Source organism: Enterococcus camelliae (assembly GCF_042685105.1).
In the GTDB taxonomy this organism is placed as follows: domain Bacteria; phylum Bacillota; class Bacilli; order Lactobacillales; family Enterococcaceae; genus Enterococcus_G; species Enterococcus_G camelliae.
This window is the reverse complement of record NZ_JBHUMO010000072.1, coordinates 64,173-77,287: the sequence shown is the minus strand read 5'-3', so window position 1 is coordinate 77,287 and position 13,115 is coordinate 64,173. Positions and strand designations below refer to the sequence as shown.

Below are 13,115 nucleotides of genomic sequence, written 5' to 3'. Positions count from 1 at the left end.
TGCAATTTTTAAATAGAACCGCTATGATAAAAGTAGCTAAGTAGTAGATAAGGAGGATTGTCTAGTGGCAGATGATCGAAAAGCAGCGCTAGATGCTGCATTAAAAAGAATTGAGAAGAATTTTGGTAAAGGGGCTGTCATGAAACTTGGAGAAAAAGTGGATCAAAAGATCTCCACTATTCCTAGTGGATCGTTGGCATTAGATGTTGCCTTGGGTGTAGGTGGGTATCCACGCGGACGGATTGTTGAAGTATATGGGCCTGAAAGTTCAGGGAAAACAACCGTTGCACTCCATGCGATTGCTGAAGTCCAAAAAAATGGTGGAACAGCCGCCTTTATCGATGCAGAACATGCACTAGACCCTCAATATGCTCAAAACCTAGGGGTGAATATTGATGAACTGTTGCTTTCTCAGCCAGATACAGGTGAACAAGGGCTGGAAATCGCGGACGCACTTGTCTCAAGTGGTGCTGTTGATATCGTGGTCATTGACTCAGTTGCTGCATTAGTACCGCGAGCAGAAATTGATGGTGAAATGGGTGACACGCATGTTGGGCTACAAGCACGCTTGATGTCGCAAGCCTTGCGTAAGTTGTCAGGTTCTATCAACAAAACAAAGACAATCGCTATTTTTATTAACCAAATTCGTGAAAAAGTCGGTGTCATGTTTGGTAACCCCGAAACGACTCCAGGAGGAAGAGCGTTAAAATTTTACGCCACGATTCGTTTGGAAGTACGACGAGCAGAACAATTGAAATCGGGTACGGATATTATCGGAAATCGCACGAAAATTAAAGTTGTCAAAAATAAAGTAGCCCCACCATTTCGTATTGCAGAGGTAGATATCATGTATGGTGAAGGAATTTCTCAAGTTGGCGAGTTATTGGATATGGCAGCAGAAATGGATATCATTGATAAAAGTGGTGCTTGGTACTCTTATAAGGGTGATCGCATCGGTCAAGGTCGTGAAAATGTGAAAGCATACATGAAAGAACATCCTGAGATGGTAGCCGAAGTTTCAACACGTGTGCGAGATGCATATGGTATTGGTTCAGGCGAAACGGTAACGGAAGAGGGTCAAGAAGAGCTTCCTTTAGATGAATAAAAAGACAAAAACCATTGACTGTGAGATTGCATAGCCAATGGTTTTTTTATGCAGAACAAACAAAACTTCGTTGACTTTAAGTTGACACTCTCTCATGTAAACATTAGAATGAAATTGTGTGATAGACACATATGCAAGTAGGCATATTGATAAGAATTGAGACGAATGGTTTATCAAAAAAACTACAAAATAAAAAAATGATAGTATGGAGGTGATTCAATGCCCAGTGGAGCACTGTTAATTCTTTCCATCGCTATCAGTTTATTTGTCGGTCTTGGTATAGGGTTATTGGTTATGCGCAGTTCAAATGCACGTAGAGAAAAGGAATTGGAAGAAGCAAAGCAATCCGCTTCTGGAATTCTCTCAACTGCCAAAAAAGAAGCAGAAACCATAAAAAAAGAAGCACTTTTAGAAGCTAAAGAAGAAAGTCAGCAACATCGATCAGAAGTTGAAAGAGAGTTGAAGGAAAGCAAACTTGAATTAAAATCACAAGAAAATCGCTTACTACAAAGAGAACAATTGCTTGATCGAAAAGACGATTCTTTGGAAAAACGAGAGCATTCACTTGAAACGAAAGAACAACGAGTGAGTGAAAGACAATCCAAAATTGATGAGCGAGAAAAAGAAGTTGAACAATTAGTTACACAACAACAAACAGAGTTGGAACGAATTGCGGCGTTATCGAAAGAAGATGCCAAAGCAATCATCATGAAGTCAACTGAAGAAGAATTGAATCATGATTTAGCTGTTATGGTAAAAGATGCGGAACAACGAGCGAAAGAAGAAGCTGACCGTAAAGCGAAGAATATCCTTTCATTAGCTTTACAAAGATGTGCAGCGGATCAAGTTTCGGAGACGACTGTTTCAGTTGTTACTTTGCCAAATGACGAAATGAAAGGGCGAATTATTGGTCGAGAAGGACGCAATATCCGCACCTTAGAAACGTTGACAGGGATTGATTTAATTATTGATGATACACCTGAAGCGGTTGTTTTATCAGGGTTTGATCCAATCCGCCGTGAAATTGCTCGCATGACTTTAGAAAAATTAATTCAAGATGGTCGTATCCATCCGGCGCGAATTGAGGAAATGGTTGAGAAGTCCCGGAAAGAAATGGATGAACGCATTCGCGATTATGGTGAGCAAGCTGCCTTTGAGGTAGGCGCCCATACATTACATCCTGATTTAATAAAAATCATGGGTCGTCTGCATTTCCGTACAAGTTATGGCCAAAATGTATTGGACCATTCCATTGAGGTTGCTAGATTGACTGGAGTCATGGCAGCTGAGCTAGGTGAGGACATTCAATTAGCAAAAAGAGCAGGCTTCTTACACGATATAGGTAAGGCGCTTGATCATGAAATTGAGGGTTCCCATGTAGAAATTGGTGCTGAGTTAGCAGCCAAATATAAAGAAAATGCGGTAGTCATAAATGCAATTGCTTCCCATCATGGCGATGTTGAAGCAACGTCTGTGATATCGGTATTAGTTGCAGCAGCAGATGCATTATCAGCTGCGCGTCCAGGCGCTCGAAGCGAGTCATTAGAAAATTACATCCGGCGATTAGAAAATCTAGAAAATATTTCAAATAGTTTTTCTGGTGTTGCTTCAAGTTTTGCTGTTCAAGCAGGACGTGAAGTTCGAGTAATGGTAAAACCAGAAGAAATTTCTGATTTGGATGCCGTACGATTGGTAAGGGAAATTCGTAAAAAAATCGAAGATGAACTGGATTATCCAGGTCATATTAAAGTGACCGTTATACGAGAAACTCGTGCAACAGATTATGCGAAATAAAAAAAGAAGGACTTTTTAAGTCCTTCTTTTATTTTTTTGGTTGCTCTTTTTTTCGATAAACATAATTAATAAATTTGAAACGGTCTAAGCGATGGATCGATTCAGTGTATTCAAAACAACGATTGTCATCAAGGTATACTAGACTACGAATTGTAATAACATTTTGATCTTCAGGACGTAAACTCATCAACTCCCGACATTCTTTACTAACGGGATCGACAGTGATTTCCCTTCTGGCAAAAGCAATTGATAAATCCAAATCATTTTCAAAGTAATCATAAATTGAATGCTCTGCTTGATCTTCGGGTAAATCAGGAATAATGGTGTGTAATAAATAGTCTTTGTCTAAAATGACCACTTCATTGTTGATTCGTCGTTGGCGAACCAACTTCCAAACATAAGAGTCCAAAGGCCAATTGGTTGCTTCGTGAATTCGTTGGGAAATTGGTTTAAGTGAGATTTCAATGACTGAAGTTTCACTAGGAATATTCTGAGTGTCTTGTAATTCTTTATAACTTGCTAAACCTGAGATAGGAAAATCAACTCGATTAATATCAAGCACAATGGAGCCTTTGCCTTGTTTTTTTTGAATATAACCAGCATTTTGCAACAACTGCAAAGCTTTGCGTACGGTCTCTCTGGAAACGTCATAGATAATGATTAACTGATTTTCACTCGGTAATAATGTATGAGGAGGGTATTCATTTGATAGAATTTTTTGTTCTAAATCTAAAAAAATTTCACGAAATTTGTTCATAGGAACCTCCTTAAGTCAAAAATTTATAGGTTATTTTTTTTCCGGCAACAGTGAAAAAAACTTGTCTAGACAGGTAAGCCTATTATACTGTGACTAATAGAAGATTTCAACTTGGCAAACTGACCAAAAAATGGAGAAGAAACAGCTGTTTTCATGGTGAAGGTGTTCAACTTCAGGTGAAATCTGATATGATAGGGGAAATAGAAGAATTTTTAGGGTGAGGATATGGAAATTTTCGAGAAAGCACCAGCAAAGATTAATCTTGGTCTGGATGTATTATACAAGCGAGAAGACGGCTACCATGAATTAGAAATGGTGATGGCTAGCGTGGACTTGGCCGATCGATTGACGTTTGAGCGTTTGGATGAGAATAAAATTATTATCGAGTCCAATAAAGCTTTTTTGCCTTTAGATAAACGAAACAATGTCTATCAAGCAGCGGAAAAACTGAAGAGACGCTACAATATTAAAGAGGGAGTAAAGATTACTCTCGACAAAGCAATCCCTGTATCTGCTGGATTGGGTGGAGGTAGTTCAGATTGTGCTGCGACACTACGGGGATTAAATCGACTATGGTCGTTAGATTTAGCGATAGAGGAACTAACCCAAATTGGCATAGAAGTGGGTACAGATGTCCCGTTTTGTTTGTATGGTACGACTGCCCATATTTTAGGGAAGGGCGAAATTGTTCATCAATTGCCGACAATGCCTGCCTGCTGGGTGGTGTTGGTGAAGCCCAAGATTAGTGTCTCCACACGAAAAATTTTTCAACAAGTGGAGCTTGATCAATTGCATCATCCGGACATGGAAGCGTTAAAACAGGCGATTGTCATGAATGATTATCAAAAAATGATTCAAGCAATGGGGAATAGCTTGGAAAGTACCACGATTCCCCGCTATCCAATCGTTCAACAGATTAAAGATCGTATGATGAAATATGGAGCGGATATTGCCTTGATGAGTGGAAGTGGGCCAACTGTATTTGCACTCTGTCAAAAGCATTCGCGAGCTCAGCGGATTGTAAATGGATTGAAAGGTTTTTGCGAAGAGGTTTATCTGGTACGAACATTACATTAATAAATAATCTAGTGATTAGTATGATCACTAGATTTTTTTTTATAAAATGTAAGAGTGGTTTCCGATTTATCCGTTTTTTTGAAACGTAAATCGGAAAATAGTCGTTTTTGATTGACGAAAGAAACGCACTTTGATAAAGTATCTAAGGCGATAAATCGTAAAAATTCCGATTTATTTAATTATAGAAATGAAGTCAACCCAGTAGAAAGTCTAATCCAAAGGCAACAAAACGGTGGTGAATCATACCTCACCATAATGGAAAAAAAGTTACAAGTATTAAAGAAAATGAGTCATTAGGAGGGCTGAAATTGCAATACATAGGTGTAAAACATCTTACTTTTTTTTACGATGAAGAACCCGTATTATCTGATATCAATTATGAGGTAAATAGCGGCGAATTTATTATTTTAACTGGAGAAAATGGTGCTGCCAAGACAACGTTGGTTCGTGCAACGTTGGGTCTATTAAAACCTGCTAAAGGCGAAGTAACCATCGCCAAAACCAATATTGAGGGCAGTCCATTAAGTATCGGTTATATTCCGCAACAAATTGCTTCTTACAATGCGGGTTTTCCTAGTACAGTTTTGGAATTGGTGCAGTCTGGTCGTTATCCAAGACAACGTTGGTTTAAGCGCTTGACACCTAGGGACCATGAACATGTGCAGAAAGCTTTGGAGGCTGTTGGCATGTGGGGAATGCGTAACAAGCGAATCGGAGAACTTTCTGGCGGTCAAAAACAACGAATTAGCTTGGCAAGAATGTTTGCGACAGATCCGGACTTGTTCATTTTGGATGAACCGACGACTGGAATGGATGATCAATCACGGATGGATTTTTATAAGTTATTAAGGCATAGTGCACATGAACATCAAAAAGCGATATTGATGATTACACATGATCATGAGGACATTCAAGCATTTGCGGATCGTCATATTCACTTAGTTCGAAAGGAGGGTACACCATGGCGCTGTTTTCACTTGAATTCATGAGAAGGGCTTTTTTAGCTGCTCTATTTATTGCGGGAATTGCTCCGATGTTAGGAGTATTTTTAGTTTTAAGAAGGCAATCATTAATGGCGGATACGCTGTCCCATGTTTCGTTGGCAGGAGTTGCTTTAGGGTTCGTCTTAAATATTAATCCCAATTTGACAACTATGTTTATCGTTGTGCTGGCAGCGATTATATTAGAATATTTGCGGACGGTCTATCGAACGTATTCTGAAATATCCATTGCTATTTTAATGGCAGGTGGACTGGCATTAGCATTGGTTCTAATGAATTTGAATGGTGGTAATTCTGCGATTAGTGTTCAATCGTATTTATTTGGATCAATAGTGACCATTACGACGGAGCAACTCTACTTTCTAGGTGGATTATTTGTCGTGATTTTACTGTTGTTTTTCTTTTTTAGAAGACCCATGTACGTGCTCACATTTGATGAAGACACCGCGGAAGTGGATGGATTGCCTGTTCGTTGGATGTCGATGTGTTTCAATATACTGACCGGTATAGCAATTGCTGTTATGATTCCCATTGCGGGAGCCTTACTCATTTCAGCCATTATGGTTTTGCCGGCTGCAATTAGTATGCGCTTAGGGAAAAGCTTCACGGCAGTCATTGGTATTAGTGTGATTGTTGGCTTGATCGGTATGACTAGTGGGTTATTAGGTTCATTTTATTTAAGCACACCACCAGGAGCAATGATTACGTTGGTGTTTATTGCTATCTTTTTAGTCGTACAGCTTACCCGAACATTCGCCATTCAGTGGCAAAGAAGAAAACGGCAACAAAAAACGTTAAAAGATGTTGAATAATAAAGACAGCGAGAGGCGAAAGTTTCTCGCTATTTTTTTAGGATACTCTCATAAATGACGAACGATTTTTTGATAGAATAAGAATAAAACTCGAAAAAACCGTAAAAAAGCTTTATAATAAATAAAACATTTAAAGGAGTGAATTGTGTGAAAACTCGTCGAAGTGAGCGATTGATTGATATGACGCACTATTTATTAGAACATCCTCATGAACTAATTTCTTTGACCTTCTTTGCCAAACGTTATGCGTCTGCTAAATCATCGATTAGTGAAGATTTAGCAATTGTGAAAAAAACATTTCATCAACGTGGGACAGGGATTTTAGATACCTTACCTGGTGCAGCGGGAGGAGTTATCTTTGTACCAACAATTAGTGAGGAAGAAGCCAAGGCTTATATTCAAGCTCTAGCTGAGCGCCTATCTGAACAAGATCGATTACTACCTGGTGGGTACGTATACTTGTCTGATTTACTAGGAGAACCTGAACTATTGAAACAAGTCGGTCGCATTATTGCCGCAAAATATCTTGGAAAAGAGATTGATGCTGTAATGACGGTCGCGACGAAAGGAGTTCCCATAGCTCAGGCGGTTTCCTATTATCTGAATGTTCCTTTTGTGATTGTCCGACGAGATTCAAAAATTACGGAAGGTTCAACGGTAAGCGTGAACTATGTTTCAGGATCTTCTGAACGAATTGAAAAGATGGAATTATCAAAACGTAGTCTAAAACGAGGTTCACGAGTTTTAGTAGTGGACGACTTTATGAAAGGCGGCGGGACTATTAACGGGATGGAAGGCCTCATTGAAGAATTTGAAGCGGAATTGGTTGGAGTGACTGTTTTTGCTGAAGCCAAATTCAAAGGAAAACGAGCAGTGAAGAACTATACATCCTTATTATTTGTTGAAGATGTGAATACCCAGACAAAAACAATTTCGGTTGTTCCAGGCAACTACTTTGAAGAATAAAAAGCTGAATGCTTGAAATCAAGTATTCAAGCAAAAAATGGATACAGAATACGAAGCGAAAAAAGATGATTGGAATAGGAGTGAAAAGGTTGGAAACACGATTTGCCATTATTTTGGCTGCTGGAAAAGGCACACGCATGAAGTCAGCTTTATATAAAGTATTGCATCCTGTTTGTGGGAAACCAATGGTGGAACACATCATGAACCGTGTGCAAGAAATTCAGCCAAGTGAAATTGTTACAATTGTGGGTCATGGTGCCGAACGAGTGAAAGAACAATTGGGGAGCCGCACGAACTATGCGCTACAAGCAGAGCAACTAGGAACGGGTCATGCTGTTTTGCAAGCTGCATCCTTTTTAAAGGGAAAAAAAGGAACTACCTTGGTTATTAGTGGGGATACACCATTGTTGACAAGTGAAACCTTGCGCGCGTTGTTTGATTATCACGAAAATCAACAGGCGGCGGCAACCATCTTAACTGCCCATGCAACAGACCCGACTGGTTACGGGCGAATCATTCGCGACCAAACGGGAAGTGTCGCAAAAATCGTGGAACAAAAAGATGCCTCACCAAGTGAAGAGCAAGTCGGTGAAATCAATACAGGAACCTATTGTTTTGATAATGAGTTACTGTTTGATGCTTTGGAGAATATTGATACCAACAATGCACAAGGAGAATACTATCTAACCGATATTGTAGAAATATTAAAAAATGAAGGAAAAACCGTTGCTGCTTTCCAAACGAATGATTTTAATGAGTCATTAGGCGTCAATGATCGGGTGGCGTTAGCTGAAGCCAATCGAATCATGCGTGAACGAATCAATCTAGCGCACATGAAAAATGGTGTAACGTTGGTCGATCCTCAAGCAACTTATATTGACGCAGATGTTCTTATTGGTGCCGAAACAGTGATTGAACCTGGTGTTTACTTAAAAGGAAAGACGGTTATTGGCGAACGTTGCCAACTTTTGGGTCAAACGCAGATTATAGATAGCATTATTGGGGAGCAAGTAACGATTACTTCTTCCATTATTGAGGAAAGTCGAGTGCACGATCAAGTGGATATCGGCCCCTTCGCGCACTTGCGTCCTCAAGCTGAAATCAAGGAACAAGCGCATATTGGCAATTTTGTTGAGATAAAGAAAGCGACAATCGGCGAACGAACGAAGGTTGGTCATTTGACCTATGTTGGGGACGCCACTTTAGGCAAAGAGATCAATGTTGGTTGTGGGGTAGTCTTTGTGAATTATGATGGCAAACAGAAACATCATACAACCGTCGCTGATCATGCCTTTATTGGCTCAGCATCTAACTTGATTGGCCCTGTTCATTTAGGAAAAAATGCTGTGATCGCAGCTGGATCGACAATCACAGCCGATATCCCAGAGGAAGCGATGGGAATTGCTAGGGCTCGTCAAGTAAACAAGGACAACTTTGCATCAAAATTGCCTTTTAACCAATAAGATTCATGAAAGCACTTGATTTATGCACAAAAAATGTCTACTATTTGTTAGTAGGATATTCCTAGAAAATGTGTCGTTCTAGTGGAAGAGATAGAAAGTGGAGGTTCTCATGTCAAATCATTATTTTGATCCAAGGTTAAAGATTTTTGCCCTGAATTCCAATCGGCCGTTAGCTGAAAAAATTGCCGCAGCTGTTGGTGTTGAATTAGGAAAATGTTCTGTGAAACAGTTCAGCGATGGCGAAATCCAAGTGAATATTGAAGAAAGTATTCGCGGTGCCCATGTTTACATTATTCAATCAACAAGCAGTCCGGTCAATGATAACCTGATGGAACTATTGATTATGATTGATGCTTTGAAACGCGCAAGTGCCAAAACGATTAATGTGGTCATGCCTTATTATGGTTACGCACGTCAAGACCGTAAAGCCCGTTCACGGGAACCAATTACAGCTAAGTTAGTTGCTAATATGATTCAAAAAGCTGGGGCAACTCGGATGGTGACATTGGATCTTCATGCCGCACAAATTCAAGGCTTTTTCGATATTCCAGTGGATCATTTGATGGGTGCACCATTAATTGCCAATTACTTTTTAGAACATCACATCCAAGGAGACGATGTAGTTGTTGTTTCGCCTGACCATGGTGGTGTGACACGTGCACGTAAATTAGCCGAATTTTTAAAAGCACCAATTGCGATTATTGACAAACGTCGACCAAAAGCAAATGTTGCGGAAGTGATGAATATCATTGGACACGTAGATGGCAAAGTTTGTGTCATCATTGATGATATTATTGATACGGCGGGTACAATCACACTGGCTGCGAATGCGTTAAAAGAAGCAGGAGCCAAAACTGTTTATGCTTCATGTACGCATCCAGTTTTATCAGGACCAGCCTTACAACGTATTTCGGATTCTGCGATTGAACGACTTGTTGTTACGGATTCAATCAACTTACCAGAAGACCGTAAAATTGCCAAAATTGATGAAGTCAGTGTTGGTGAATTGGTGGCCGAAGCGATTAAGAGAATTCATGAGAACAAACCAGTGAGTCCACTGTTTGAATCAAAAACACCTTTAAAAGGATAAGCTTAATTCACAGTCAAACCAACGATATAGAAAGAAAGTACTAAGAAACTGAGAGTAACTGCAAAGTGTTGCTCTTGATTTCTTAGTGTTTTTTTTACCTTTTCTTAGTACTTTTTTTACCCTTTCTCCCCTTTTTTTAGACACTTTATATAAAGTGTCTAAAAAAAGGGGAGGTAGTAAGAAAAATAATTGAAGAAAAATGAGGGAATGGTTACTATGGTGGTAGCAAAGATGTCTAGAAAAAAAGGAGTGGAAACAGATGAAGAAACAAGCAGCATGTCTCACAGTTGGGCTAGGAGTCGTCCTTTTTGGTGCGTTGTATTTGGCTAAAAAAACCGGCTTATTAGAAGATGATTCCCATCTGTATGATGCATTTGATTCAACGTTGTAAAAAAAGTTGAGTACTATTTCCTAAAGGAGGAAAAAAGATGCAAAAGAAGAAAGCGATTATGATTGGTGCAGGTTTGGCGAATATGGCTGCCGCAGTTTATTTGATTCAAGAAGGTCACTGGCAAGGAAAAGATATCACTTTTTATTCGTTAGATGATCATGGCTCAAATGATGGTGCACCTACGGAAAGCGTGACGGATGAATACTGGAACAAAAATCATCCTATGGAAAACCAAAAGGGCTACATTGCTCGGGGCGGAAGAATGTTAAACTTCCGTACCTACGTAGATTTAATGGATTTACTTGACCGCATTCCTTCCACAACAGAACCCGGAATGACTGCTGCAGAAGATACACGTGATTTTGATAGCAAACACCGTACCTTTGATAAAGCACGTTTAATGGAAGGTGGCAGAGGAATCATTGATGGTGGTCACTTAGGTTTGAACAATAAGAGCCGCATCCTTTTGACCAAATTAATATTAATGCCCGATTCTGAAGAAGAAAAATTGGATAATGTCACCATTGCCGAATATTTTTCTGATAATCCTGCCTTTTTTGAATCCAATTTTTGGTTTATGTGGGAAACAACCTTCGCCTTTCGGACAAAAAGCTCCGCTCAAGAATTACGCAGATACATGCATCAAATGATTTATGAGTTTACTCAAATTGAACATTTGGTTGGTGTCAATCGTACACGCTATAACCAATATGAAAGCATTATGTTGCCACTTATCGAGTATTTAAAACAACAAGGCTGTAACATCGTGTTGAACCGTCGTGTCACTGATTGGGCATTTAAAGATACTGCGATGCAAGATGAAATTACTGTCACTGGTTTACACATGATTCATACGGATACCAATGAAGAGGAATTTGTTCCTGTTGATCAAGACACTGCGGTTATTTTCACGAACGGTTCCATTACTGACTCTGCTACTTTGGGTGATTTTGACACACCAGCTGCAGAAAATATGGATTATGGTGCGGCATCAGGGCTTTGGAAAAAAGCGACAGAACGCTTTTATAATTTGGGTAACCCAGATAAATTCTTTGATGATCGTGATGCGAGTGAGTGGGTAAGTTTTACACTAACGACGAAAAATCATCTTTTACTAAATGAAATTTCACGTATTACAACTCAAGCACCCGGCAATGCGTTAAATTCATTTGTTTCGACTGTACCAATTACACCACTAAATCAAAAAGATGTTACCATGTCCATTGTTGTGCACCATCAACCACATTTTACAACCCAAAAACCGAATGAAGCTGTGATATGGGGGTATTTCTTATATCCACGTCGTAGAGGCGAATTCGTTGACAAGACGTATATCGAAATGACTGGACGTGAAATGTTGGAAGAATTGCTTGGTCAATTGGCAAAAGTTGATCCTGGTCCGGTTAATATTCGTGAAAAAACGGCCGAAATCATGGACAGCGTGATTAACAATATTCCTGTATATATGCCATATGCTTCCGCGTTGTTTAACAATCGAGCAAAAGCAGATCGACCATTAGTCATCCCCGAACATTCGACCAATTTGGCGTTTACAGGCGAATTTGTGGAACAACCCTATCAAATGGTCTTCACAGAACAAAGTGCTGTGCGATCAGGAGAAATAGCAGCGTTCCACTTTGCAGGAATTCCAATGAGCAAATTAGTGGAAAATCCACGTTACGATAAAGACTTAAAGACATTGGCTCGGGCAACGAAAAAAATGTTTCAATAACAAAAAGGACCAATCTACTATTCGTTAGGATAGTAGATTGGCCTTTTTGTTAGTGTCTTTTTGAAAAAAATAAAGTGCAACGATTGTTAAGAGGGTGGCGATGCAACCAATACCAATGCCCATAATTGCTAGTGATGGTGTTTGGTGAAAAGAAAAATAAATGCCAATGCCAGTCAAATAGCTAAATGTCCCTAATTGCATAAATAAGTAAGTACGATAGATTTTTGTGTAAGTTGGTTTTTGGCGAACGCGTAACCAGCGGGATGCGGCATAAAAGGCTAACGTCCAAGCTAATAATAAGAAAAAAATGGGCAAAAAGAGTTTTACCCAAGCGTGTTGTTGAGAATAGTGAATCAAAAGTATTGTAGATGATAAACATAAAAAGCAAGCAAAGAAAAGATAAACAATTCCTTCTAGTTTTTCAAAACGCATGTATAAGACTCCCTTAAAAAATTTACTAGTTGAAGTGTAGCATAGGTCAAGCTAAATGACCATCTTTTCACAAAATATGGGTTGGGGAAAGTATGTGTTCGCTTGAAAACAATGATTCCATAATTATCTGAAGATTTTTTCTTTTTTTCTTGACAAATAATTGAAATGTCGCTATATTAACAGACAATCAATAAAAAAAATGCAGTGAAAAGAAGAGTACAATTTGATTCTGTTTTAAGAGAGTCTTTGTTTGGTGAAAGAGGACAACAGAAAGAATTGGAAGATGGTCTTGAAGCATTTGAATGTGAGCCCAAGTAGATGCAAGCATTCAACGGCAGTTGCTCGTTAGCGCAACACAGTATGTTGGTACTGGTAGAGGTTAAATTTGCAAGAGTTTAACGAACAAAGGTGGTCACACGAAGCATGATGCTCTCGTCCTTTTCTTCAGATGAATGAAGAAAAGGACGAGGGCTTTTTTTATTGAAAAAAAGAGAG

The 13,115-nt window shown here is 39.3% G+C and carries 12 protein-coding genes and 1 other annotated feature; of the genes, 10 read left to right on the top strand and 2 right to left on the bottom strand.

From position 1 onward, the window contains the following. Positions 1-64 precede the first annotated feature (64 nt). Both recA and rny read left to right on the top strand, forming a co-directional pair. Positions 65-1,105, top strand: a complete 1,041-nt coding sequence (gene recA / locus ACFSR0_RS11560) for a recombinase RecA (RefSeq protein ID WP_379982882.1) — start codon at positions 65-67, stop codon at positions 1,103-1,105. 219 nt (positions 1,106-1,324) lie between these two features. After that, positions 1,325-2,899 (top strand): ribonuclease Y, encoded by a 1,575-nt coding sequence (rny, locus tag ACFSR0_RS11555; RefSeq protein WP_379982880.1) that lies wholly within the window; start codon positions 1,325-1,327, stop codon positions 2,897-2,899. 28 nt (positions 2,900-2,927) lie between these two features. Here the strand turns inward: rny and treR are convergent, their stop codons facing one another. Beyond that, on the bottom strand, positions 2,928-3,656 hold the full coding sequence (gene treR / locus ACFSR0_RS11550) for a trehalose operon repressor (protein ID WP_379982878.1): 729 nt from the start codon (positions 3,654-3,656) through the stop codon (positions 2,928-2,930). A gap of 225 nt (positions 3,657-3,881) precedes the next feature. Here treR and ispE point away from each other — a divergent pair, with 225 nt between their 5' ends. From ispE to ACFSR0_RS11510, 8 genes are all read left to right on the top strand, one after another. Further along, positions 3,882-4,733: a 4-(cytidine 5'-diphospho)-2-C-methyl-D-erythritol kinase gene (gene ispE / locus ACFSR0_RS11545; protein WP_379982876.1), complete on the top strand. Its 852-nt coding sequence runs from the start codon at positions 3,882-3,884 to the stop codon at positions 4,731-4,733. Positions 4,734-5,041: 308 nt separating this feature from the next. After that, positions 5,042-5,722 carry a metal ABC transporter ATP-binding protein gene (locus ACFSR0_RS11540; protein ID WP_379982874.1) on the top strand — a complete coding sequence of 227 codons (681 nt, stop codon included), beginning with the start codon at positions 5,042-5,044 and terminating at the stop codon, positions 5,720-5,722. Then, positions 5,695-6,546 carry a metal ABC transporter permease gene (locus tag ACFSR0_RS11535; protein ID WP_379982872.1) on the top strand — a complete coding sequence of 284 codons (852 nt, stop codon included), beginning with the start codon at positions 5,695-5,697 and terminating at the stop codon, positions 6,544-6,546. Before ACFSR0_RS11540 ends, ACFSR0_RS11535 begins: the two co-directional genes overlap by 28 nt. A gap of 147 nt (positions 6,547-6,693) precedes the next feature. Next, entirely contained in the window at positions 6,694-7,512 is an 819-nt protein-coding gene (gene purR, locus ACFSR0_RS11530; RefSeq protein ID WP_379982870.1) for a pur operon repressor, read from the top strand. Positions 7,513-7,601: 89 nt separating this feature from the next. Continuing rightward, positions 7,602-8,975 carry a bifunctional UDP-N-acetylglucosamine diphosphorylase/glucosamine-1-phosphate N-acetyltransferase GlmU gene (gene glmU / locus ACFSR0_RS11525; protein ID WP_379982868.1) on the top strand — a complete coding sequence of 458 codons (1,374 nt, stop codon included), beginning with the start codon at positions 7,602-7,604 and terminating at the stop codon, positions 8,973-8,975. 109 nt (positions 8,976-9,084) lie between these two features. Further along, positions 9,085-10,065 (top strand): ribose-phosphate diphosphokinase, encoded by a 981-nt coding sequence (locus ACFSR0_RS11520; RefSeq protein ID WP_379982866.1) that lies wholly within the window; start codon positions 9,085-9,087, stop codon positions 10,063-10,065. A gap of 259 nt (positions 10,066-10,324) precedes the next feature. Beyond that, entirely contained in the window at positions 10,325-10,456 is a 132-nt protein-coding gene (locus ACFSR0_RS11515; protein WP_379982864.1) for a methanol dehydrogenase, read from the top strand. A gap of 37 nt (positions 10,457-10,493) precedes the next feature. Further along, positions 10,494-12,188 carry an oleate hydratase gene (locus ACFSR0_RS11510; RefSeq protein WP_379982862.1) on the top strand — a complete coding sequence of 565 codons (1,695 nt, stop codon included), beginning with the start codon at positions 10,494-10,496 and terminating at the stop codon, positions 12,186-12,188. Positions 12,189-12,212: 24 nt separating this feature from the next. On the opposite strand, the gene ACFSR0_RS11505 is transcribed toward ACFSR0_RS11510, so the two are convergent. Further along, positions 12,213-12,620, bottom strand: coding sequence for a hypothetical protein (locus ACFSR0_RS11505; RefSeq protein WP_379982860.1), 408 nt, complete (start codon positions 12,618-12,620; stop codon positions 12,213-12,215). A 195-nt stretch (positions 12,621-12,815) separates the two neighbouring features. Continuing rightward, positions 12,816-13,063 (top strand) — a binding site (T-box leader). Positions 13,064-13,115 lie beyond the last annotated feature (52 nt).

Bases quoted from the DNA above. Each gene is read 5' to 3' on its own strand.
- ACFSR0_RS11520 (WP_379982866.1), top strand. From the start codon at position 9,085: ATGTCAAATCATTATTTTGATCCAAGGTTAAAGATTTTTGCCCTGAAT.
- rny (WP_379982880.1), top strand. From the start codon at position 1,325: ATGCCCAGTGGAGCACTGTTAATTCTTTCCATCGCTATCAGTTTATTT.
- treR (WP_379982878.1), bottom strand. From the start codon at position 3,656: ATGAACAAATTTCGTGAAATTTTTTTAGATTTAGAACAAAAAATTCTA.
- ACFSR0_RS11505 (WP_379982860.1), bottom strand. From the start codon at position 12,620: ATGCGTTTTGAAAAACTAGAAGGAATTGTTTATCTTTTCTTTGCTTGC.
- ispE (WP_379982876.1), top strand. From the start codon at position 3,882: ATGGAAATTTTCGAGAAAGCACCAGCAAAGATTAATCTTGGTCTGGAT.
- ACFSR0_RS11535 (WP_379982872.1), top strand. From the start codon at position 5,695: ATGGCGCTGTTTTCACTTGAATTCATGAGAAGGGCTTTTTTAGCTGCT.
- ACFSR0_RS11515 (WP_379982864.1), top strand. From the start codon at position 10,325: ATGAAGAAACAAGCAGCATGTCTCACAGTTGGGCTAGGAGTCGTCCTT.
- ACFSR0_RS11510 (WP_379982862.1), top strand. From the start codon at position 10,494: ATGCAAAAGAAGAAAGCGATTATGATTGGTGCAGGTTTGGCGAATATG.